The sequence below is a fragment of the Nocardia goodfellowii genome (assembly GCF_017875645.1).
Lineage (GTDB): Bacteria > Actinomycetota > Actinomycetes > Mycobacteriales > Mycobacteriaceae > Nocardia > Nocardia goodfellowii.
The window spans coordinates 4,591,545-4,613,652 of sequence record NZ_JAGGMR010000001.1 but is presented as its reverse complement, the minus strand read 5'-3'; the positions used below and the strand labels follow the sequence as shown (position 1 = coordinate 4,613,652).

General features: G+C 65.8%; 18 protein-coding genes. 6 read left to right on the top strand and 12 right to left on the bottom strand.

All coding sequences use genetic code 11. From position 1 onward, the window contains the following. Positions 1 to 153: 153 nt before the first annotated feature. Positions 154 to 1,125, top strand: a complete 972-nt coding sequence (locus BJ987_RS21215) for a CPBP family intramembrane glutamic endopeptidase (protein WP_245366064.1) — start codon at positions 154 to 156, stop codon at positions 1,123 to 1,125. Between the two features lie 218 nt (positions 1,126 to 1,343). Then, positions 1,344 to 4,235 carry an outer membrane protein assembly factor BamB family protein gene (locus BJ987_RS21210; protein ID WP_209892904.1) on the top strand — a complete coding sequence of 964 codons (2,892 nt, stop codon included), beginning with the start codon at positions 1,344 to 1,346 and terminating at the stop codon, positions 4,233 to 4,235. A gap of 104 nt (positions 4,236 to 4,339) precedes the next feature. Here the strand turns inward: BJ987_RS21210 and BJ987_RS21205 are convergent, their stop codons facing one another. Further along, complete coding sequence (locus BJ987_RS21205) at positions 4,340 to 4,816, bottom strand: iron chaperone (protein ID WP_209892902.1); 477 nt, start codon at positions 4,814 to 4,816, stop codon at positions 4,340 to 4,342. A 466-nt stretch (positions 4,817 to 5,282) separates the two neighbouring features. Here BJ987_RS21205 and BJ987_RS21200 point away from each other — a divergent pair, with 466 nt between their 5' ends. Continuing rightward, positions 5,283 to 6,110 carry a pentapeptide repeat-containing protein gene (locus tag BJ987_RS21200; RefSeq protein WP_209892899.1) on the top strand — a complete coding sequence of 276 codons (828 nt, stop codon included), beginning with the start codon at positions 5,283 to 5,285 and terminating at the stop codon, positions 6,108 to 6,110. Between the two features lie 177 nt (positions 6,111 to 6,287). On the opposite strand, the gene BJ987_RS21195 is transcribed toward BJ987_RS21200, so the two are convergent. Beyond that, a complete protein-coding gene (locus BJ987_RS21195) occupies positions 6,288 to 7,247 on the bottom strand; it encodes an oxidoreductase (RefSeq protein WP_209892896.1) in 960 nt (319 codons plus the stop codon). A 64-nt stretch (positions 7,248 to 7,311) separates the two neighbouring features. Between BJ987_RS21195 and BJ987_RS21190 the strand changes: the two genes are divergently transcribed. Further along, positions 7,312 to 7,722 carry a MerR family transcriptional regulator gene (locus BJ987_RS21190; protein ID WP_209892894.1) on the top strand — a complete coding sequence of 137 codons (411 nt, stop codon included), beginning with the start codon at positions 7,312 to 7,314 and terminating at the stop codon, positions 7,720 to 7,722. Between the two features lie 103 nt (positions 7,723 to 7,825). Here BJ987_RS21190 and BJ987_RS21185 read toward each other — a convergent pair whose 3' ends face one another. The 7 genes from BJ987_RS21185 to BJ987_RS21155 form a co-directional block, all read right to left on the bottom strand. Beyond that, positions 7,826 to 8,320, bottom strand: a complete 495-nt coding sequence (locus BJ987_RS21185) for a hypothetical protein (protein ID WP_209892891.1) — start codon at positions 8,318 to 8,320, stop codon at positions 7,826 to 7,828. A 1-nt stretch (position 8,321) separates the two neighbouring features. After that, complete coding sequence (locus BJ987_RS21180) at positions 8,322 to 11,189, bottom strand: ATP-binding protein (protein ID WP_209892888.1); 2,868 nt, start codon at positions 11,187 to 11,189, stop codon at positions 8,322 to 8,324. Further along, positions 11,189 to 13,048: a hypothetical protein gene (locus tag BJ987_RS21175; RefSeq protein WP_209892885.1), complete on the bottom strand. Its 1,860-nt coding sequence runs from the start codon at positions 13,046 to 13,048 to the stop codon at positions 11,189 to 11,191. Before BJ987_RS21175 ends, BJ987_RS21180 begins: the two co-directional genes overlap by 1 nt. Next, complete coding sequence (locus BJ987_RS21170; RefSeq protein WP_209892882.1) at positions 13,045 to 13,911, bottom strand: hypothetical protein; 867 nt, start codon at positions 13,909 to 13,911, stop codon at positions 13,045 to 13,047. Before BJ987_RS21170 ends, BJ987_RS21175 begins: the two co-directional genes overlap by 4 nt. Positions 13,912 to 13,919: 8 nt before the next feature. Beyond that, the gene (locus tag BJ987_RS21165; protein WP_209892880.1) at positions 13,920 to 14,600 is read right to left on the bottom strand and encodes a hypothetical protein; all 681 of its coding nucleotides are present in this window, start codon (positions 14,598 to 14,600) and stop codon (positions 13,920 to 13,922) included. 179 nt (positions 14,601 to 14,779) lie between these two features. Further along, positions 14,780 to 15,184 (bottom strand): hypothetical protein, encoded by a 405-nt coding sequence (locus BJ987_RS21160; RefSeq protein WP_209892877.1) that lies wholly within the window; start codon positions 15,182 to 15,184, stop codon positions 14,780 to 14,782. Between the two features lie 107 nt (positions 15,185 to 15,291). Further along, a complete protein-coding gene (locus BJ987_RS21155; protein ID WP_209892874.1) occupies positions 15,292 to 15,933 on the bottom strand; it encodes a response regulator transcription factor in 642 nt (213 codons plus the stop codon). A 139-nt stretch (positions 15,934 to 16,072) separates the two neighbouring features. On the opposite strand from BJ987_RS21155, the gene BJ987_RS21150 reads away from it, so the two are divergent. Next, a complete protein-coding gene (locus BJ987_RS21150) occupies positions 16,073 to 18,484 on the top strand; it encodes a sensor histidine kinase (protein ID WP_209892871.1) in 2,412 nt (803 codons plus the stop codon). 50 nt (positions 18,485 to 18,534) lie between these two features. Here BJ987_RS21150 and BJ987_RS21145 read toward each other — a convergent pair whose 3' ends face one another. From BJ987_RS21145 to BJ987_RS38240, 3 genes are all read right to left on the bottom strand, one after another. After that, a complete protein-coding gene (locus tag BJ987_RS21145) occupies positions 18,535 to 18,813 on the bottom strand; it encodes a hypothetical protein (protein WP_209892868.1) in 279 nt (92 codons plus the stop codon). A gap of 584 nt (positions 18,814 to 19,397) precedes the next feature. Then, entirely contained in the window at positions 19,398 to 19,688 is a 291-nt protein-coding gene (locus BJ987_RS37780; RefSeq protein WP_209898824.1) for a fructosamine kinase family protein, read from the bottom strand. After that, complete coding sequence (locus tag BJ987_RS38240; RefSeq protein ID WP_372446948.1) at positions 19,651 to 20,187, bottom strand: fructosamine kinase family protein; 537 nt, start codon at positions 20,185 to 20,187, stop codon at positions 19,651 to 19,653. Before BJ987_RS38240 ends, BJ987_RS37780 begins: the two co-directional genes overlap by 38 nt. A gap of 469 nt (positions 20,188 to 20,656) precedes the next feature. Here BJ987_RS38240 and BJ987_RS21130 point away from each other — a divergent pair, with 469 nt between their 5' ends. Beyond that, the gene (locus BJ987_RS21130; RefSeq protein ID WP_209892862.1) at positions 20,657 to 22,039 is read left to right on the top strand and encodes an aspartate aminotransferase family protein; all 1,383 of its coding nucleotides are present in this window, start codon (positions 20,657 to 20,659) and stop codon (positions 22,037 to 22,039) included. Positions 22,040 to 22,108: the final 69 nt, after the last annotated feature.

Sequence of the window (22,108 nt, the reverse complement as noted above, 5' to 3'; positions counted from 1 at the left end):
TCCCTTCGCCGGATAGCTACGGTGCACGTTTCTCAGCCGACTAGCACACTGTGCTAGCGTGCTGACTAGCACAGTGTGCTAGTGCGTCGGCACACGCACATCGTTCGCGGCACACACCGCCGCTCGACACCGATCACCAAGGAGAAACCACCCATGACAGCGACGATGCCCACCACGGGGTGGCTCCTCGGTCCCGGCGAACCGCGCCGCTCGGAATCCGTTCCCGGTGGGGTGGAGTACCACCGAGTCCTCGCAGGGGCCAAGCGCCGCATCGGTCGCGGCATTCTCGCGATCGTGCTCCTGGCAGCCGGATTCATTCTTTTTCCCACCGTCATCGGCCGGGCGCTCGGACTCATCGACATGCAGATGGGAAACACGCCGCCCATCCTCGGCGGCACGGACTACACCCCCCTCTACCACGCCGGGTCCCTGATCGCCCTCGCGCTGCTCATCCCGTGGAGCATGCTGATCCAACGCTGGCTCTACGGTGTCCCCGGCGCCTCACTGCATTCGGTGACCTCCCGGTTCCGGTTCGATCTATTCGGCAAGGCGCTCATCGTGTTCGGCCCGGCCTGGGTACTGGTCAATGTGATCGGGTTCTTCGCTCCGAGCACCGAGGCGCCTTGGTCTCGCATGGACCTCATCGGCATTCTCGTCGGCACCCTCCTGCTCACACCCCTCCAGACGACGGGCGAGGAATACGGCGTTCGCGGACTACTCTTCCGGGTCGTCGGCAGCTGGACGCGCAGTTCCCGGGCCGGGCTGGTCGCCGGAGTTCTGGTCTCGAGCGCACTGTTCACCGCCGCGCACGGGTCCACCGACCCTTACATCAATATCTGGTACTTCGTGCTGTGGACGTGCCTGGCGATCATCACCTGGCGGACCGGTGGCTTGGAGATCGCGGTCGTCCTGCACGCCGTCCTGAATACGGTCGCGTTCCTCGGTGCACCGCTGATGCGCATCGACTTCGGCGCGGAGCTCGCCGACCGCTCCGCCGGAGCCGGCTCCGCCACCCAGCTCATCCCGAGCCTCGGCGTCACCGTCATCACCGCGATTGTCTGGTGGTGCACCCGCGAGACGGGTCCCGCGCTCACCCCGCCTACCGAAGGCGATTCAGGGCGCTGAACGTTGCTCGGCGCATTGCGCCCCCGGCTACACCCGGCGTCCGTGGGACCCACGACGCGATTGCCACTAAGGAATCGGCGGTGCGACGTTGCCCATTTGCCTCGATCTGGTTGCATGGTCGAGAGCGGTCGGCTCGATGCCGTACGGCGGCAACGTGATCCGACACAGTCACCGGCTTCGTCGGGGCACGCTGCACTTGGAGGGAATGGAATATGTCGATGGGGTGGAACCAGGCAATCGTGCGCGACGGCAAGCAGATACGTCCCTTCGGGATGCTGGGGGTATGGGCGATCACTCTGGTCGCGGGGGCTGTGGTCATGATGTTCGTCAGCGCGATCGTCGACTGGGTACTGCTAGCGGATTTCGAGCAAAGCTGGAAGCAGCCGGGAGGGACGCGCACGGAGTGGCAGTCCTACACCTGGGCCGGAATCGCCTCGGCCATAATGCAACTCGGCGCAGGAGTCACCGTCATCACGTGGTTGTGGCGGGCGCGCCGCAATTCCGAGGCGATGTGCGCCGCGCGCCATCGGCGTTCCGTCGGCTGGGTGATCGGCGGCTGGTTCTGCCCGGTGGTCAATGTCTGGTTCCCGCACACGATCATGTCCGATGTGTGGCGCGCGAGTGACCCGCGTACAGCGCCGGACGCGTTGGATCTGCGCGGCCGTCGTACCGGCGGATGGGTAACCGCGTGGTGGTTGTTCTTGCTGATCGGATGGGCACTCGGGTTCGTCGCGTTGGTGTTGAGCCTCCCCGCGACGCGGACGGAAACGACCGCTGGTTACGTCATATACGGGTTCGCGCCGGTGGGCGGGTTCGGGCTGATAGCAGTGGAATTCATCCGGGCAGGTGTGCTCGCGGTCGCGGCATTCTGCCTCGGAGCAGTGATCATCCAGGTGCAACGCTGGCAGCACGCTCGGGCGGCGCAGCAACCGAAGGCACTGGGCACGGAAACACCCCCGGCACAACCGATTTCGCTGCCAACCGGTTCCCCGGTTGACGCATCCCCGGCCGGCCCGCGCACGCTGCCGTTGCGGGCTGCCGATCCGTCAACGATCGGGCCGTACACGCTGATCGGCCGGCTCGGTTCCGATGCACGTGGCGATACCTACCTGGGTTATGCCACTGGCACAGGGAATGTCGTAGTCCAGACGGTGCACTCGGACCGCGATATCAGCGACCGCGCCGAGCTCGCCCGTGTTTTCGCGGCCGCACGAACGGTGCACAGCGACTTCGTGCCGACAGTCCTGGACGCGGACGCAGAGGCTCCGCGGCCGTGGATAGCGACCGAATACATTACCGGCCCGTCGCTGCGCGAGCTGGTGACCGAACAGGGGCCACTGCCCCTACCGGCCGTCGAGAACATTGCCATCGGTATCGCGCAGGCCTTGATCGCCATCCATGGCGCGGGTCTGACGCACGGCGCCATCACCCCCGAGTCGGTGACCATCGCCGAAACCGGCCCTCGGGTAAACGATTTCAGTCTTCCCACGCCGCACCCCGCGCCGTCGGCGTTCACGTCGCCGGAACAACTCACCGGCGAACCGGGCGGACCGGCCTCCGACGTATTCGCCACGGGCGCTGTGCTTTCCTACGCCCTGACGGGGCGTCCCCCATTCGGCGACGCCAACGCTGCTGCCCTCCTGCACCGCATTACTACCCAGCAACCGGATCTCACCGGCATACCCGAAACCAGACTCCGCTTCGTCACCACCGGCTGCCTCGCGGGACATCCTGACGCTCGGCTTACGCCCGAACAGATACTCCGGCAGCTCGAAGCCACATCGATGTACGGACAGGCACTGGCCCCATCGTTCCGAGCGCCCGCCGAGGTCGCGGATGTCCTACCGAACTCGCCCCACCCGAGTTCGGGTCCCACTTCGCTGGGACGCAGAACCGTGCTCGCCAAAGGGCTGATCGGAGGCTTGCTCGGCACCGGCGCACTCGTCGGCGGCGGGTATGCCGCGGTAAAACTGCTGGCGGGTGCAGACGAAACGCCGAAGACCCAGGCCAAACCCCTACCTGGACAGATCCTTTGGCAATCCAAGATCCGTCCCCACACAACTAGTGACGGATCGCCGCCAATAGTCGCCGACGGACGCGTTTTCCTGTGCGGTCAGGACAACCGCCTGCACGCGCTCGACGCCGCAACCGGCGCAGTGCGATGGAGCGTCGACATCGGCACCAAGCTCGCCGGGCGCCAGTCACAGGTCCTTGTCCTCGCGGATGGCACCGTGGTCGTCAACGGCGAGAGTGCACTGATCGGATTCGACGCGGCCACTGGAGCGCGGCGATGGGCGACCGGAGCCGCCAAGGGCACCAACAACCTGTGCGCCACAAACGACCCGCCCTATATCTATGCGGAGGGGCCGCGGCCCGGCTTCGAAGTTGTCGCGCTCGACGCCGCGAGCGGTACCCCACGCTGGACGACTCGGACCGACAGTGGCACCCCCGGCTCCATGTACTTCACTGCCGGAAACGGTGCTATCGCAGCAGTCCAAGGCGATTCGCTCTTCGTCCTGGACGCCGCCAGTGGCGCCATACGGTGGCGGGCCACCGTGGGCGATCGGAGCGATTACGACCCCCTCGAGCGGCCATCCATCGCCGCTGACACCGTGGTGGTTGCCAAATTGCAGCAGCCGCAGATCCAGGCCTTCGATCTCGCCTCCGGTGTACCACTGTGGACTCTGGGCAAACGCGGCGAATTCCGTGCCGACCGCGGGCAATACGCCGTCCCGGATGGGGATGCGATCGTCTTGGGCGGTGCGCCGGAAAACTATGGTGGTGGCGGAGCTCCGAGCACAGCGCTGGAATCCCTCGACCGCAGAACCGGCCGGAAGCGATGGTCGAAAATCAGTGGCAAAGGGCACCTGGGGGCACCTTTCGCCGCAGACGGAACCGTATTCGCGGTGTGGAGATCCCAAGTCCACGCATTCGACGCGGCCACCGGCACACTCCGATGGGAATGCCAAATCGGTGCGGCCCTGGACGGTAGCGCCCTGGACGAAACCCGATGGGAACGCGACCCCGCCGCAGCAAGCAGTTCGGTCGCGGTCGCGGACAAGAGGGCCTATGTGTACGGCGGGCACGGCGTGTACGCGATCCGGGTATGACGCGAGTTCACCCATTTCGGTGGAGTTCGACCTGACGAAGGAGCCGACCGACCGAATCTAGGAGGGAGTCCGCACACGCGCGACGGCGCAGGGCCCGGATCCGGTCAGCTCACGGCCTGCCGGACCAGGTCGGCGAGCGCCTTCCAGGCGTCCTCGGTCAGTTCTGTCAGGGCATACGAGGTCGGCCACAGGCCGCTCGCTTCGTCGAGGTTCGCCTCCACGCTGAACCCGAACGTCGAGTACCGCTCCTTGTCCGCTTCGCCACTGCGAAAGAAGCACACCACCTTTCCATTTCGGGCATAGGCAGGTTGCCCGTAATACAGTTTCGGAGCGAGCTCTGGAGCTGCGGCGGTCACGATCGCATGCACGCGTTCAGCCAGCGCACGATCCGACTCCGGCATCTGAGCGATCTTCGCCAGTACCTCCGCTTCGTCCGCCGCCGCCTTGTCCTTGCCACGACCACGCCGCGCCTGCGCCCTCAACTCCGCGGCCCGTTCCTTCACCGCCGAGCGTTCCAGCTCCGAGAATCCCTCCGAAGAAGCTTTCTTGCCCTGTCCGCCGGACTTCGATGCCGTAGCCATCACCGTTGCTCCTTTGCTTCTATCGACGCCTGATCTGCGCGATCCGAGTGATCCGTCACCACGCTAAACACCCTCTGTGGAGCGGCGCTTCTCGATTCCTGACCGATGCGGCAACGAGGGAAGCACATGCCCGTTTCCTCCGTTGCCGGTTGCTACCCTCAGCACCGAGCGGCCATACCGGATGCTGTCTGTGGGGTTCTACCATTGCTGCTTGTGCTGCTGAGAACGCTGACTTCGTCGCTGGACGACGGGTACCTTGGCAGCACCTACGCGCGACAGGAGACCGGTAATGCCAACGGGGGGAAGATCTTCCGCGCGACGCGGTCCGGTTGCCGGCCGGGGCCGGTCCCTGCGCCCGCCCGCTCCTGCGAGCCCGCAGCCGGAGCCGGCGGATCCGCCCGCGCCTCCCGCGTCGCGAGCGGGCCGGTTCCTGCATTGGCCGGGATGGCCCAAACTCGGCGCCGGAATGACTACCATCGCCACCGTCGTCGTAGCGGCCGGCACTGTGGGTGCTCTCTACTTCACCAACCAGTCCCTGCGCGCGACCAACAACCAGTACGGACTTTCCCAGCAGACCGCGGTCACCGATCGCTTCCGCCTGGCCGCAGAACAATTGGCCTCGGAAAAGATTAACGTCCGGATTTCAGGCATCTACCTGCTCGAACGCCTCGCCAAAGACTCCCCGAACGACCACGCCACCGTGTTCGCGGTAATCGCGGCATTCGTTCGCACCCAGGCACCCGCAACCGACTGTCCGACAAATCCAACAGCAGCGAGGCCAATCGACATCGCAACGGCCCTGACCGTCATCGGCCGTCGAGAAACCACCAATGAGAGCACAGCAGACAAGCCAGACCTCGACGGAACCTGCCTCACGCACGCGGGCCTGGACGGGGCGAACCTGCGCGACGCGATCTTGAACGCGGCGAACCTTAGGGGGGCAGGCCTGAGCGGGGCGAACCTGAGCAACGCGGGCCTGATCAGAGCGAACCTCAGCGGGGCGAACCTGCGCGACGCGGACCTAAGCAGCGCGGTACTGTTCGGGGCGAACCTGAGCGGCGCGCACTCGAGCGGCGCGGACCTGAGTCGGGCGGCACTGATCGGGGCGAACTTGCGCGACGCGGACCTGCGTGACGCGAACCTGAGCGAGGCATTCTTGAGCGGGGCGAACCTGATCCACGCGAACCTGAGTGGGGCGAACCTGCGCGAAGCGGACCTGAGCGAGATTTTGTACGACGACTCGACCCTGTGGCCGACTGGTTTCACGCCGCCGCCCTCGCGGATGCCACGGTAGAAAGTCGCCTCACAAGCTGGTTCGGCGGCTCCAGCGGTGCCAGCAGATGGCGCCCTACGCCAAATATGCGACCGTTGGCATGGTGGTGCGTTCGACCCACCGGAGCTCACCGGCTCCGAAGCGATCCGTAAGCGCAGTATCGACCGTTAGCTCGTCGGCGCTCGTAACCGCCCCTCGCTATGAGAAGCTGTCCAGCCCAGTGAGCTCACTGGACACTGCCCAGAGGCGAGCCGCGGAGGTGGGGTCCACAGCCCACGGCTTTACGCCGCCGATGAGCATGTCGTCGGTGTCGGCGAGTTCGGCGATATCGCAGTCCTGGCAATAGGCACCGCCGTGTTGGTCGAGCTGTGGCGAGGTCGCCGCCCATACGGCTGTCGCCGCACCTTGCGCCGCGGTTTTGAAACCGTAGGCGTGGCGGCCGTCTCGGGTGAGCCAACCCTGGGCGATCTGTTCCTCGCGAGGAATGTTTCGTTGCAGCGGAGTGAGGATACTGCCCGGATGCACCGCATAGGCATGCAGACCGGCCGCCGCCCCGAGTGCGTCGAGATGGGTGGCGAACAAAGCGTTGGCGGTCTTGGACTGCCCATAGGCGGTCCAGTGGTCGTAACCGCGGCTGAAATGCATGTCGTCCCAGCGGATGTCGGTCAGGAAGTGTCCCGACGAGGCGACCGAAACCACGCGCGCTCCGGTGCGAGCCAGGGCCGGGCGCAGCCGGTTGACCAGGGCGAAGTGACCGAGGTGATTGATGGCGAAGTGCGCTTCCCAGCCGGGACCGATGAGCTGGTGCGGGTAGGCCATGACGCCCGCGTTGTTGATCACGATGTCGATGCTGCGGCCGGTGTCGAGGAATCGGTCGCTGCAGGTCTGGATGCTGTCGAGGTTGCCCAGGTCGAGCTCGGTCACTTCGGTCCGTGCGATGCCGCGCAATGCTGCTCGGGCTACCTCCGGATGGCGTGCGGGCACGATGACGTGCGCTCCGGCGCGGACCAGTGCCTTGGTGGCCTCTTTGCCGAGACCCGAGTAACCGCCGGTGATGAGAGCGGTCTTACCGGTCAGATCGATGTCGGCCACGACCTCGACCGCCGTGCTGGAGGCACCGAACCCGGAACCGATCTTGTGCTGCTGCGTGATTGCCATGCGCTCGACGCTAGGATCTAGAGTGCGATCTAGGTCAAGCTGTGAGGACGGTTTCGGCGATCACATGAATGGTCTTTCCATCGGAGACGTCTCGAGAGCAACCGGGCTCGGTGTCCACGCATTACGTTTCTTCGAGCGCGAGGAGCTCTTCCTGCGCCCCATCCCCCGCACGGCGGGCGGGCAGCGGATCTACAGCTCGGCGGATGTCGAGTGGCTCCTGCTGTGCAACCGGCTGCGCGACTCCGGCATGCCCATCGCCACTGTGAAGAGGTTCGCTGAACTTGTGCGGTCGGGGCCGGGCAACGAGCGCGAGCGGCTCGCACTTTTGGCGGACCACGAAAAGACCGTCCAAGACAAGATCACAGAACTGACGGCAAGTCTGGAGATCATCCACAACAAGGTCGTCGCTTACCGAAGGCACGTCGAGGAGGGGACTGCGGCTGGGCTCTGGTCTCCAACGCCGCACGCTGACTGAGAGACGTCCGTTGTCGAAACTGGTGTGTCCTGAGCGTGTTTCGGGGAGCGCGGAGCCCCCCGATGACCCGACCTCAGCGTCCCCGTAGCCGGTCTATAAACCTTTAGACGAGCTTGTACGCCGCGGTAGCCGCGAATACGCCGCTGAGAAACAGATTCGAAACGTCCATCCCGGCCGCCGGGGCGGGCTTGTTGTCGTGCTTACCGGTCATAGAATTCACCGGCAGCTGGGTGAAGACGGTTTTCGGTGAGTCTCCCTTGAACCCGTGCCTGAATTGATCCAATTTCGGGGCGGCATTCGCCAGGCGATCGGAACCAGGGCCACTCAATTCCGGCTCGTGCTGGCCGCCGAAGGGATGCATGCGGCGGGGCGCTGTCGCAGGTTTGCGGTCGACATCGGACCCGGGCTTCTGGGACTGGCCATTGTCCTCGGTCGCCGTGGGCGGTGGCCGGCTCTCACGTGGCGGAATCGGCTTCTCCAGCCGCTGGATGGCCTCCCTGACGTCGCCGGCTGGCGGCGGCGTCGGTTTCGGCCGGTCCGATCCCGATCGATCCGGATGGTTTTCGCCGCCGGTCGGGTGCGGTGTATCGATGCTCATCTCAGTTCTCCTTATCGTCGGTTCCGTCGTCCCGGGTATAAAAGCCGAGAACGGCTGCTGCCCAGCTGATCTGGGCGAGGTGGCTGGTGGCGGCGGCGAAGCGGCGCTGGAGTCCGGTCTCGTTGCTGAGCTGGGCGACGAGGACCTCGATGGTGGTGTCGGTACCGCTGCCGACGACGGTGCTGACCGGCGGGCTCCACCAGACTCGATCAGCCGCGAGAATCCCGCGCTGCTCGGCGATCGTGGACCCGGCCGTCAGATCGATACCGCGTTCGGCCCAGCGCGCGGTGAGCGGATGGCGGGCATCGGTGTCGACAGCGTCCGCGAGCTGCCGATAGATGTCGTACCACCGATACTGACCGGCCTGCCATCGGTATTCGTCGTCTCGCTCCCGGCACGGACACTCGCCGAATTCGGCTATGGCCGTTGCGGATTCGATCAGATGCTCGGTCAGCGATTCCGGTTGGTAGTCGGCCGCGATCCCGATGTAGCGGTCGCGCACCGCGTGCTCGAACCGGTTGCGGAGGGCCTCTTGCCACCGAGGTGGCGGGATCGCTTCGACCAGACCCGCGATCCACCCCGGGTCCGGTTGCGGCACTGCGAAACCCGTGAGATGCGCGACCGTGTGCAACTCCACCCAGAGCGCGAAGCGCGGCTCGTTCGACACCCGCCGTGCCGCTTGGATCTCCCGCAGGGTCAGCAGCTGTGCGTGGTTGCCGAGCACTCCGATTTCGCGGGTCACGCGGGCACGCGACTCGTCGGCTTCCCGGGTCGGAATCAGCACCCGGATGGGCCGGTCCATCCCGTCCGCGAAAACAGCGGCGCGACCGGGCGGCAGGGACACCACGTGCCGTGACTGTTCCTCGTCGAGATTCATCGCACCGCCGACGACCTCGCGATCATCCTTGGCGGGCAGCCGGTGCACGATCTTCAAAGCGGTGTTCTTGACGACATCAGGTGTGATCTTGTTCGGGATCTGCTCGGCCACGACGATGCCCTCGCCGTAGGCACGCACTTCCGCCAGCAGCCCGGCGAACATTTCGACGCCCTGGGCGGCGGGCGTCCCTGGCTCGGCCTTCTTCAGCAGCCGGTGCGCCTCTTCGACGACAGTGACATGCGCGAGGCCTGCCGCGCCTCCCCCGTTCTTGTTTCGGGTCCAGAGGTGTTCGTAGAGCCGAATCAGCACGACGCCGATGAAGAAGGCCTTGTCCTGATCGTTGCCGACATTCTCGATTTCGAGGATGACGTTGCGCGACAAGAGATCTCCGACATCGATCGGATATCTTCCCTCGAAGAACACTCCGGGTGTCCCGAGCCGCAGCGCACTGATCCGGACGTCGACGAACCCGCGCACGTTGTCGGTGATCTCCCGGCTGTAGCCGATCGCTTCGACTACTTCGAGGGCGGTGGTGTGCAAGTCGCCGAGATCCGGGTATTTCGGCACGTAACCGGCGACCTCCGATTCGCCGAGGACCGTGTTCCAGCCCAGATCGGTGTAGCAGCGCGTCAATGCCTTCGCGAGCACTTGCGGGAACGGCTCGTGCGCGTCGAACGCCGCGAGGAACAGCGCCCGCACCAGATCGATGTGGGTCTGCAGCGGAAATCCGGGCTCGGGCCGCAACGGATTCATTCCGACCGGTTCCGCGTCGGGGTCACCGGGCCGCAGTACGGTCACGGCTCCGTCGATCCGTCCCGCCATACCGGCGTATTCGGCCTTGGCCGGCTCGATGACGAGCCAGGGAACTCCACCGGCGTGCAGCCCCTCCAGCAGATGCCGTACGGTTTGCGACTTGCCCGATCCCGTCGCCCCCGCCACGAAGGTGTGCCGATTGATCGTGTCGAGCCGAACCCGCAACGGCACACCGGTCTGGTCGGCGTCATCGAGTACCTCGCCGAGGTGTAGCTCGCCGTCCTGCTCGGGCGTCAGATCGAACGTCGCGGGTTCGTACACCCGGATACCCGCGATCTCGCGACGCGGCGGCCTGGCCAACGCGGCGAGGAGTTCGCTCGTAGCCAGGAACGGTGAGCCGAGTTCTCCGTCCACCGCCGGCAGCCAGGCGTCGGCCAGTCTCGCCGACACGGATTCGGGTCGCAGCACATACGGGTGCTCGTGCAGGTCGGCCGCACTGCATAGCAACGCCGCGGCGCACCGGGAGTTCGCGGCATCCGTCGCGCCGACGAGAACCCGCACGTTCCACAGCCCGGCAGGCTCGGCCCTGGTCAGCTCCCGGAATCGGGATTCGCTGCGCGCTACCGCGATTCGTCCCGCTTCAGAGTTCTCCTTCAACCGCAGCACCGGCAGCTGCCGCTGCAGCCGCTCGAATTCGCGGCGCAACTCCCCCGCCGAAACCGGCTGTGCGACAACGAGCCACACGAACGCATCCCTTAGATGGGCGACATAGTCTTCGAACCCGCCCCGGCGCGGGGCGTTCGAGCGGTCGTTGGCGGCGCCGGGAATCCACAGCGGATCCTGGCTGCCCAGACACCTGGTCCAGCTCAGCTGCGACCAGGTGGAGAGCGTGGCATCGACACCGACCTCCGCCGCGTGCGTGCCGGGCGGGTAAGACAGCGACACCCCACCGCCCGGACGATCGGAGGACACCGCAAAAGGTGTTGCCGGACTTCCGCCGACCAGCACGCGCAGCGTCCCGGTCTCGGGAGACCGCTCCCACGCGACCGCGACGGCGGCACTGTCTTCGGTTACTGACAGGTGGGCATGTGCGGCCGTGAGCGCGGCGAACAGCTGCGCGCGGACCTGACTTTCGATCTCGACTTCCCGGGTGGTGTCCTTCGGTTGCGCGCGATGGCGTGGCGTGGCGATCACAGTGTGCAGGACCAGGTCTCGCAGCTCAGTCGGCAGCGGCGTCATCACATTCTCCTCGGCTGCCGGGCTACGCGCGCCATGAACGCGAAACGGGGGTTGCAGTCTCCGAACGCCACCCTGCGGCTGCGCCCCGAATCGACCAGGATGAATTCCGTGGGTTCGAGTCCCTGCACCGTCGTCGGCTCGATGAGGTACTCGTACACCCGGGCGTCGGTCTCCCCGGTGGACCGGGATTCCGCGATCGAATCGTTCACCGAGTCGGTAAACGAGTGCGCGCGTGACCAACTGGTCGATTCGTTCGTTCCGCGCGAGCGACCGCGCGAGTGACCGTAGGTCGCCGGGGATCCACTGGCTTGGGAATAACTCGTCGAGCCCTCCCGCCCCTCGGAGGTCCCGGACGAATCCGTCGTGCTGGTCTGCGTGTTGAGTGCGGTCCCCCAGCCATGGGTGAACGTCGATCCGTCCTGACGGGTCAGTTGCGAGCGAACGAACTTGTGGCCACGACCCACGAACTCGGCGGCCGCCTTGGCGCCCTCGGCGTTGTTCAGCCGCATCAGCACAGTGGGGTTTCCCGAACTGCCCAGCAGCTGCCCCATCTCATCCCGCAGATGCGGAGCCAGCAGAATCACGCGGACGCCGTTCCGGTCGGCGTGGCGGGCCAGCGCGCTGACGCTCGCCGCGTCGAAATGGTCCGGCAGCGCCAGGATCAGCACCTGCTCGCCGGTCGCGCCCGCGGATCGCCTGAGATCATGCAGAACGCGGTGGAAGACGAACTGATCGGTCATCGTCTTGCGTTCGTCGAGGGTCGACATCGTGGACAGTACGAGCAACCCTGCCGTCGGCCATCGCGGCGGTTCGGCGAGCGATTCCGGCGCGCCGTCGGCGAGCAGTTCGAACAGGCTCGTCAGATACTCCATTTCCTCGCGAATGCGATCACCGGTGCCGACGATGTCGATGATGCCGCTCAGTCTGCCCGCCTCCGCCGCGCTGATCCGGGGGTCCTCGTGCGCGATGCGCCGCAGGATCGACAGTCCGGCCGCCAGTCGCCCGAAAGTCACCGGCAGGTCCGGATCCAGCTGTCCGGCAACAGCTTTGACCAGTTCGACAGCGCGCCGGCGGAGCGTGCCGACGTCGGGATGCGTGCGCCGCGCCGCCGCGATCGACTCCGCGACCACCTCGGCCAGCTCATCGACCGCGAGCGGACCGAACAGATCGAGCGGCCCGCACTCCCGTGGCAGATCGACCCGCACGACGGGATGCCCGAGTTGGGCGGCGAAAGCGCCCAGGCCGTCGGCCAATTCGCGCTCGGTGAAGTCCAGGACCGTGATCGGCGCACCCGACCGCAGCAGCGAAGTGCCCACCGTCGCGAGCAGGCAGCGCCAGCCATCGGTGCCGCCGCCGAAGACATCCAGCCCCCTGAAACCTCCGCGCGGCGCGATCGGATACCAGATCGGCGCGTTGACGACCCGTTCCGATTCGCGCATCTCGTGCTCCCGTACGCGGCGCATCCGAATGTCTTGGGCGGCAGCGAACTTCGCTCGCTCCGTCGCCAGCCAGCCCGACAACTCGGTGCGCCGCCTGCTCTCGCGCGCGGCCAAGACGGCGATTGCGACGGCCGTGGACGCGATGCTCGCCAGCAGCACGAGCCCGCCGAACGCGATACCGGCGAGCGCCGCCAGCCCGCCACCGCACCCCAGCGCCAGCGCGATGACCAGGCCGCCCGCCACGTTCGCGTAGTTCGGGCCGTGCCCGAGGTGTTGCGGCGGGGCCGGTTCGGTCCACACCGGGGCATGGTCGAGCTGCGCGTCCCGCACGGGCGCATCGATCGCCACCCGTTCGAAACCGACAAGCCCCGTCGGTTGGAACGCCGAACCCGCGCGATCGAAATCGAGTGCGCCCGTCATGATGTGCTCATCGCCGACAGTTGAGCGAGTTCGTCGCCGTAACCGAGTTCGATGGCGAAGCGATCGATGAGGGCGGACCTTCTCGCACGGATCTTGGAGTCTCCGTACGCAATTCCGATCGCGAGCGCCATCCCGATCGCGACGGCGGGCACTACGTACACGGCGAACACCACGATGGTCGGCAGTACGAAGAACAGGACGGCTATCCAGATCGACACCCTGTCGAACGCCCGCACCGAAGCCTTCGACGCCCCGGATCTCGCGAACAGTGCCACCTGGATCGAAGCCCTTGTCGCGGTGAGCAGTAGGCGGATCGCGAGCGTGCCCACTCGTACGGCGAGTCGGCCCGGCAACGAATACCAGGCCACGAGCAGGGCCGACGACGCCGATCCGCCCAGGTGATACCCCAGTTCACGAGCCAGCAGCGCTTCGAGGTGCCGAGCACTCACGCCGTGCACCAGACTTTGCGGCACCGTCATGACAAACCGGTCGCCCGGCGCGACCACGCCACGATCGCGTTGCACCCGGATCGGGCCGGTCGAAGCCGGAACACCGGCCTTGGCCAGCACCGCCGCCCACGCCGGATCGATCACCCTCGACTCGAGCGGTTCCGGATCCCGGGTGGCGAACAGGGTTTTCGCGATCCAGACCGGAACGGCGGGAAGAAACGCCACCAGCCCGGACGCGATCCACAGCAAGGTCGCCACCACCGCGACGACTCGCCCGAACACCATCGCGACACCGCCGACCACGGCGACGCTGACGCAGATCATCGGCAATGCCAGTAGCAGGCGCAGCGCACCCCACAGCTGGACCCGCTCACGGAGGGCGGCCGTATCCGCGGGCCGGCTCGCGTTATCCATGGTCACGATCAGATTCCCGTCGATCGCAGTTCGGAGCGAATCTCGAACGCCGACAACACGATCGTGGCGATCGGACCAGCGAAGGCCAGCAGCAGGCCGACCCAGATCGGGAACACCTCATTCAACCCTTCGTGGTAGATCTTCGATATCGCGCCGATTTCGTTCCAGACGGCCGCGATCAACAAACACAGACCCGGCAGCGCGGGATGCGCGTCGGCGAGCCGGAACTGATGTGTCGCACCGAGCCGGAAGACATTGATCAACGCCGCGATCCACAGCCCTAATACCGGAAGGAGAAGGCAATTGAGCGACGTCGCCCCGAATACGCTCACAAACGCCACGACAGCGATGGCCGGTCCCTGGAATTGCCGCACCATCCAGAACCGGTCCGCCCGCGCGCGGTGCTCGGGCAGAAACATCGATATGGAACCCAGAACCACGGTGATGCCGATCGTGATGACGAAGAACTTCAACACCGATTGGGCCATCGAGTTGAGTATTTCGTCCAGGTCGATGGCGTCTGCCGCCCAATAGACGTAGGCGAGGATCAACGCGATCGTGCCGACCGAGGTCGTCACCGTGCGCAAGACGCTCGGCCGCCGCACAGTCCGGGAAGTCATTGCCCAGGTGGTCCAGCGCCAGCCGTAGCGGTGCTGGTTGCGCAGGAAGTCCATCGGGCCGGTCGGCATCAGCCCCGACGCCCGCTCGTTCGCCGAAGGATCCTGGCCGCCAGTGTATTGCGACCACGGCGTCCTGCAGTGTGGACACCACCCGCCGGTGGCGTACCGGTCATACCCGGCCCCGCACGCCGCGCATTGCCACCACGAGGGGGGCTGAGAGTACGGGCTCCCGGGATTCCCGCCCGGCCTCACGGGTTCGCTCGTCTCACGGCCAGCATGACGCCGTCGACGTAGGTGTTGCAGCTCTTGCGGCGGTGGAAGTCGATGGTCGAACTGAATGCCCAGTTACAGACCGACTGCAAGTCCACGGAGAACTGGTTGTGACAGCTGCCGTACATCTGATCGCGGCGATGCGCTTCCATGCACATGTCGTGCTTGGCGCACGGCCCACGGAAGTCGGCGCCGAGATATTCATTCGGCATCGGGCTGGTGCAGTAATCGTGCACCGCACTCGAACCATCGGGAACGTAGCCGGGCGGCACCGGCACCGGATTGGAGTCTGCCGAGGCCATGCCCGAGCCGCCGATTACTAGTATCGAGATCATCGATCCGGCGGCGAGCGCGTGGAGCGCGGTGTGCGGAATGCCCTTCATCGCTGGTCCCTTTCCATTCACGTGGAGTAGTGATTCACAGCGTATGAAGCACCGACGTGAATGGATGTCCGGCATTTGCCGGACAGTGGCCGGCTGGGACGAGCGGCTCAGACTTCGTCGGGTGTGATCAACCCGTCCTTGATCGCCCTCGCCACCAGTGCGGCCTTCGTCGGGGCCGACCGGCCGACCGCCGCGTATTTGGCCCGGATCCGCTCCAGATGGGTGTCCACCGTACCCACCGTGATGTAAAGCTCGCGCGCGACAAGCGCTTTCGATTCGGTCTGGAACCAGAAGAGCAAGACCTCGCGTTCGCGGTTCGACAGCCGTGGTTTGGCGGCCGAACGCCCCAGATGCATCGCCTTGCGCATCGTGGAACTGGAGTACGGACGCGCGGCCACCGCCGCCTGTAGCGACGCGATGAGGTGCTCACGCCCCTCTTCCTTCGACAGATAGCTCACCGCACCGATGTCCAGACATTCCAGGACCACGTCGGGGTCGGTCTGCTCGGACAGCACCACCACTCGATAGTTCTGCTCACAGATTCTTCGCAAGGTCACCAAATCCGGTGCCCTGCCAGCGAATCGGAGATCGCACACCACCACGTCGACCGCACCGGGCGGCCCCGCCAGGAATTGCCTCGGATCTGCGAAGGTGGCTACCACGGTGATCGGCGGGTCGGCCGCAGCACACCAACCCCGGACACCGTCGAGAATCAGCGGATGATCGTCGACCACGGCAATTCTGATCATGAAGCACGCCTCCCGTATCCGCCGGCCGATAGACCGCTTGCGCGGCAAGGTATCCCACGGCGCGGTTTCCGACCAGCGAAATCGCATCGCTGTCCGGTGAACGCCGGACAGATCGTGGGTCGCGCTCTACATTCGCCAGATGCGGCAACAGCCGAATCTCACCTATACCGGCGTGCTCGGCAAAGCCATGACCCTCGCGATCACGGTGCGGCATGCCGGCTGCCTGTTGGTGGCGGTAGTCGCAATTGCGGTGTCGCACAGTGCCATGACGGCGGCGGAGCTGGCGGCCACCGGCACGCTGGCGGTGTGGTGCGCGGCACGGCTCTGGAGCCGCGCGGACCGGGCGGGTTGGGTATGCGCGGATGTGGCGGTGCTCCTCGGATATTTGATCGTCGCGGCGCGCGCGTATCCCGACCCGACCTTCATCGGCGGCAGCGCGCAGGTGAAAATCGCCGCAGCGGTGGTGGTTTCGATCGGAATGGTGCACAGCGTGCGCCGGTCCGCGGCGGTCACGGCGCTGACATCGGTGGCGCTGTACCTGTCCTATCGGAATGTGCCGGGCGTATCGGTGGCGGAATTCCTCACCACGTTCGCAGTATGGAACGTGGTGATCGTCTGGGGGGCGGCGGTCGCGGTGCGACGAACCGTGTTGCGGTCAGCGGACGCGGTCGACGCGTCGCTGGAGGAGCTGTCACAAGCCAAGGTCGAACGCGCGGTGCTGGCCGCGCGCCGCCGCCATGAGCGCGAACAATGGGCTGTCCTGCACGATACGGCGGCATCGACCCTGCTCATGGTCTCCCAGGGTGCGCCGATCGAACGGCAACGGCTGGCCGAACAGGCGCGCCGCGACTTGGCCGTACTCGCGGAGGGGGTGCCTGTCTTCAGTGACACCGACGATGAATGGGTGGACCTCGTCGTCCCGCTGCGGCAACTAGCGTCCGAATGCCGCACACCGCTGTCGATCTGCGGGCTGCAGCGGGTGGCGGCGCGGCGCTCGGTGGCTTGGGCGGTGTCCGCGGCGGTTCGGGAAGCGCTGACCAATGTCGACCGCCATGCCCAGGCGCAGTCGGTGCGGATGGAAATCGGCGATGGGCGGGTCCACATCGTCGACGACGGCGTCGGGTTCGCCGACCCCTCGGATGCTGTGAGCCGGCACGGAATTCGGCGATCCATCATCGGCCGAATGCGTGCCGTGGGCGGCGCGGCCGAGGTGACGGCGGCGCCCGCCGGCGGCACCCGGGTAACCGTGAGCTGGACCGAGTCGGCCGGCGTGACCGACCTCGGCGCGGACGATCGCGAATCCGAGACCGTAGCCGAAATAGACCGGCTCGCAAGCGGACTCGGCTACGCCATCGCCGGTGTGGCGATCATGGACACGCTGCTGCAGTCCGGGCGGGCATGGACTCTGCCCATGCCCGCGCTCCCGGTGGCCGCGATCCTGGTCGGACTGAACGTCGCGCTGGCTTTGATCGCGGTCCTGATTCCGGGTCGCAGCCGCAGGATTACCGGTGCACTGATGGTCGTGGCGCTGTCGAGCTCTCCACTACTGGAAGCGGTGCTCCCGTTGGGGCAGATATTGGGTGGCAGCAATTGGACTATCGGCGCGGTCGGCTGGACCGTGGTGGCGCTCGGCGTCCGCGAGCCGGCGGTGATCGCGCTGTCGGCATTGTCGGCATGGTGGGCACTGGCCGGGCTGGTAATAGCGGCGCGGGACGGGAGTGCGTCGACGATGGAATTGTTCGGCTTTCACACGGCGACGATCTTGTTCTTGCAGATGTTCATTGTCGTCTTCGCGGCCTCGGTGCACCGGGTCGTGCAGGTGGTGACGGATCGCGATCAGCAACGACGGCGAGTGGTCGCGGCCGCCGCCGTGGACACGGTACTGAAAAACGAATGCGCACAGCGATATCGGGATCAACTGAGCTCGGTGCTGCCGCTGCTGCGCAGATTCGCCGATAGCGCCTCGGCCATCGACGATCCCCAGGTCCGAGCTACCGCCCGCACCGAATACGCGCGACTGCGTCGGCTGTTCGACCGTGTCGACAGCATGGACCATATCCTGCTGGCCGATCTGGATTCGGCCATCGATCGAGCAGAGGCACGCGGTGTCGCGGTCACGGTGCCGCCGGGAATCGAGGCCGACGCCGACCTACCCGAGCCGAGCGCCGCCGCACGCGCGGAGATCGCCGCATTGATACGAATGCTGTTGGAGGGCAGTCGATCCCACGTCCGCCTGGTGGTTGCGGCGGAACCGCACGCACTTTCGGTCAGTGTGCTGTGCGATAGCGATCAGTCCACGATTACCCGCGTCGCGAAACTATGCGATGAGATCCAGAAGACGGAAAACGAATCCCCCGGCCGGAGTACCCGGGACACACTGACCTCGTCGTTGATCGAAGACGCGGAATCGGGTGTGTGGCTGCGATTGCGATGTGAGCGCGTCCACCGCGCCGCGGAAGTTCGTCGGCTCAACATCCTCAGCCGCGTCCGAGGCGATTCCCGCTCGGGAGTCAAAGGCGCCGAGCGAGTTTCACCGGATGGGGTGCGGTGAGCGCGTCCGCAGAGCCAACGCGTTGGCCTTCGGGTAACGGTGGCGGTGGGTCACGATCGCAACCGTAACGCGCGGTTGTCCCGGTTGCGGGCGCTGGTTCCGACCGCGAATCCGATCGCCGGGATCGATCTGGTGACGCCCAACGCCACCACCGCGACATAGCGGCCGACCATCGCGGCGGATGCCCGCTGGACCGCGGTAGCGAACAGCGCCGGGATCGCGACCGCGGCGGCTGCCGCTGCGGCGACGCGCAGGATCAACAGCACAGTGAACGACGACGTACCCGCCGCGGCCGCATTCGCGGCGACAAACGCGCACAGGCTCGCCACCAGCGGCACGCAGCGCGACCGGTGAGTGTGGTCACGGCATGGCAGCACGCGGCGGTGGTGGCGTCTGTCGGCCGGAGGCCTGGTCGAGGGAAAGGATGGTGCGGACCCGCAACACATTCCTTTGACCTGGCCGAGCGCCCACAGCACCCTAGGAAGTCGTATCAGCAGCAGTTGCAGGAATGTCGCGAAGAAAAGATCAGTTGGCGCAAAAATGTTGTGAGCGCGCGGTCAAGGAGCACTATGGGCAGACATAGCAGTCTCAGCCTGAGTTGGCGGGTGACTCGGACCCGAATCTCCGGCGCGTAGCGATAGGCGTGCAGGCTGTGGTGCGAGCGTCGGGGGTCGCCGAGATCCTGAGTCGACACGGCTTCCCGAGGTTCGTATCCGTGGCTGAGCGTTCGGGTAGTGGTTGAGATCCGCCGCAGCGTAGTGCAGCGGCGCAAGGCCGGATATCGGTTATCGCGCAGCCCGGGGTGTGTTCCGGCTGAGCGGCTGGGGGTGACCAGTTCCTCCACGCCGTCCCCGGCCAGCAGCATCGACGCGACCGACGCCACGGCCGCTGACCGCGAGGTTCTCGGTAAGGTTCACGTATCGGCGGCCAGGGCTGCGTGGATAATTCGCGCGGCACCCCAGGTGTCGAGGCCATGGGCGATGACGCTGAACAGGTCCCGGATACGCAGCAGCTGCGCATGGTCACGCCATCCCTCACTCGGACGAGCGAGGTCTTCGTACACGGCGAAGAAACGGTCCGAAGCCGGCGGTCGGGGTGGGCACCGCAGTGCGGCCAGGTCGATCTCGGGCCAGCCATAGGACACCGCGGGGTCGATCAGCGCGGGCTTACCGGAGCTGTCCGCGAGGATGTTTCCGGGCCATATGTCCCCCGTGGGTCAGCGATGGCGGGTGCGGTGGTATGAGTTCGGGCAGCGTGCGGCAGAGTCGTTCAATTGCTCTGCGCTGGTCGCGATCGAACTGTTTCCGCACCGGCTTCTCCCGCGGCCACCGCAGGATCCTGTGTTGGGCGTAGAACTGGTAACCGTCTGTCTCCCAATCGTTTTCTTGCACCATTCGGCCGTGCCAGCCGTCGCGGTGCCACCCGAACCGGTCGGAGACCGTGGAAGTGTGCAGTGCAGCGATCATGTGTGCGAGCTCTTCCCAGAACTGCTCGTCTTCACCGCGGGGCGCAGCGTTTCGAGGACGAGTAGATGGGGCGCGGCGTGGACGACAGTCGGGACACGTACGCCGCCGAGCTGTGCGAGTGCTGACAGTCCGGCGGCCTCGGATTGGAAGACGCCGGCGTTCGCCAGGGCCTTGGCGAAAATTCGGCTGCCGTCGCGCAATGTCGCTATGCCGGCGTGCCAGCCGGTCTCGGAACATCCGATAGTGCCGCATTCCCTGAATGTCTGCGGCACAATCGATTTCATCACGCTGCTCGCATGGTCGCGGCCGGCCGCTCCTGTGCAGCCGCGGCCTTGGGCAAGGTCGCCGGTGACCGTTGACGAACTCGGCAGCGCCCGATCCGAGTTACCGTCATCCGGACACAACCACGACCGAGCGACCTCGACAGTTCGGCAACCCACGCATCCGGCGCGATTTCTCGGCGCTCACCCCGGGTAACGATCGACTGGTGAGGAGTTGCTATTGGGTTGCGATAATTTCGCCGGCTCGATCACCGCAATGCCATTCGGCCCGCTCGGAAGCTTATTCACCGGGTAATTCCGCGTTCCCTTCATGGTGGACAGCCTTTGATTCCGCTGCTTAGGCTCGAGACCGAGTTCTGCTCCGGCTAACCGTTCGGCACTGCGCGAATCGCTGCGGCGGTGCGATGACACCTCAGGAGAAGAGCATGTCCGCCAGCCCTCAGCCGAGGCTCGCCTCGGACGCTGCCCGTATCGTTCGTGACCATTTGTGGCTGCATTTCACTCCACAGGAGGCCACAACCGCTGACGACGTCCCGGTGATCGTCCGCGGTGAAGGCGCCTATGTTTACGACGAAGCCGGTCGCCGCTACCTCGACGGGCTGGCCGGCCTGTTCGCGGTTCAGGTCGGGCACGGACGAGAAGAGCTTATCGAGGCGGCCACACGACAGACCCGCGAACTCGCGTACTTCCCGCTGTGGGGATATGCGACCCCACCGGCGCTGGCACTGGCCGAGCGGCTCGCGGCAGCCGCGCCCGGCGACCTCAACCGAGTGTTCTTCACAGTCAGCGGTGGTGAGGCGGTCGAGACCGCGTGGAAACTGATCCGCCAATACTTCAAACTGACCGGCAAACCGAACAAACACAAAGTGATAAGCCGGTCCATGGCATATCACGGCACCTCGATGGGGGCATTGTCCATCACCGGAATACCCGGCGCCAAAACCGAATTCGAGCCGCTCGTTCCGAGCACGCAGCGCGTTCCCAACACCAATTTCTATCGCGCCACCGAGCATGCCGACGACTACGTAACCTACGGACTGTGGGCGGCGGACCGGATCGAGGAAGCGATCCTGTTCGAAGGTCCGGAAACGGTCGCCGCGGTGTTCCTCGAACCGGTTCAGAACACCGGTGGCTGCTTCGTGCCCCCGCCGGGGTATTTCGAGCGTGTCCGAGAGATTTGTGACCGCCACGACGTGCTGCTCGTCTCCGACGAAGTGATCTGCGCCTTCGGCAGACTCGGGTACGACTTCGGGGCCGAGAAGTTCGGCTACCAGCCCGACATCATCACCACGGCCAAGGGCCTCACCTCGGGTTATGCGCCGCTGGGCGCGGTCTTGATCAGCGATCGGATCTTCGAGCCGTTCTCCCACGGCGCGACTTTCATGCACGGCTCCACCTACGGCGGGCACCCCGTCGGCTGCGCGGTGGCCATGGCCAACCTCGACGTTATCGCAAACGAAGACCTCTACGGTCATGTCCGCGGCAACGAGGCCGCGTTCCGTTCGACACTCCAAAAGCTCTACGACCTGCCGATCGTCGGCGAAGTCCGCGGAACCGGATACTTCTGGGCAATCGAGTTGGTCCGGGACAAGACCACCAAGGCGCGTTTCACCGACGAGCAGGCTACGCGCGTCCTCAAGCGACACATCTCGAAGGCGCTGCTCCAAGCCGGCCTGCACTGCCGGGCCGACGATCGGGCCGAGCCCGTCATTCAGCTTGCGCCGCCCCTCATCTGTGGCCAGGCGCAGTTCGATGAAATGGAACAGGCTCTGCGGCATGCCCTTTCGGGGGCGATCGATCTCCTCTGATTCGTGCGGCGGATCTCTTGCCACCCGGCCACGGCCGATAGGTCCGCCGCTCACCTGATCAACTGACCA

What these genes read in the sequence shown, in the direction of transcription:
- BJ987_RS21215 (WP_245366064.1), top strand. Translation starts at nt 154, where the DNA reads ATGACAGCGACGATGCCCACCACGGGGTGGCTCCTCGGTCCCGGCGAA.
- BJ987_RS21210 (WP_209892904.1), top strand. Translation starts at nt 1,344, where the DNA reads ATGGGGTGGAACCAGGCAATCGTGCGCGACGGCAAGCAGATACGTCCC.
- BJ987_RS21205 (WP_209892902.1), bottom strand. Translation starts at nt 4,816, where the DNA reads ATGGCTACGGCATCGAAGTCCGGCGGACAGGGCAAGAAAGCTTCTTCG.
- BJ987_RS21200 (WP_209892899.1), top strand. Translation starts at nt 5,283, where the DNA reads ATGACTACCATCGCCACCGTCGTCGTAGCGGCCGGCACTGTGGGTGCT.
- BJ987_RS21195 (WP_209892896.1), bottom strand. Translation starts at nt 7,247, where the DNA reads ATGGCAATCACGCAGCAGCACAAGATCGGTTCCGGGTTCGGTGCCTCC.
- BJ987_RS21190 (WP_209892894.1), top strand. Translation starts at nt 7,312, where the DNA reads ATGAATGGTCTTTCCATCGGAGACGTCTCGAGAGCAACCGGGCTCGGT.
- BJ987_RS21185 (WP_209892891.1), bottom strand. Translation starts at nt 8,320, where the DNA reads ATGAGCATCGATACACCGCACCCGACCGGCGGCGAAAACCATCCGGAT.
- BJ987_RS21180 (WP_209892888.1), bottom strand. Translation starts at nt 11,189, where the DNA reads ATGACGCCGCTGCCGACTGAGCTGCGAGACCTGGTCCTGCACACTGTG.
- BJ987_RS21175 (WP_209892885.1), bottom strand. Translation starts at nt 13,048, where the DNA reads ATGACGGGCGCACTCGATTTCGATCGCGCGGGTTCGGCGTTCCAACCG.
- BJ987_RS21170 (WP_209892882.1), bottom strand. Translation starts at nt 13,911, where the DNA reads ATGGATAACGCGAGCCGGCCCGCGGATACGGCCGCCCTCCGTGAGCGG.
- BJ987_RS21165 (WP_209892880.1), bottom strand. Translation starts at nt 14,600, where the DNA reads ATGCCGACCGGCCCGATGGACTTCCTGCGCAACCAGCACCGCTACGGC.
- BJ987_RS21160 (WP_209892877.1), bottom strand. Translation starts at nt 15,184, where the DNA reads ATGAAGGGCATTCCGCACACCGCGCTCCACGCGCTCGCCGCCGGATCG.
- BJ987_RS21155 (WP_209892874.1), bottom strand. Translation starts at nt 15,933, where the DNA reads ATGATCAGAATTGCCGTGGTCGACGATCATCCGCTGATTCTCGACGGT.
- BJ987_RS21150 (WP_209892871.1), top strand. Translation starts at nt 16,073, where the DNA reads ATGCGGCAACAGCCGAATCTCACCTATACCGGCGTGCTCGGCAAAGCC.
- BJ987_RS38240 (WP_372446948.1), bottom strand. Translation starts at nt 20,187, where the DNA reads ATGTTCCGAGACCGGCTGGCACGCCGGCATAGCGACATTGCGCGACGG.
- BJ987_RS21130 (WP_209892862.1), top strand. Translation starts at nt 20,657, where the DNA reads ATGTCCGCCAGCCCTCAGCCGAGGCTCGCCTCGGACGCTGCCCGTATC.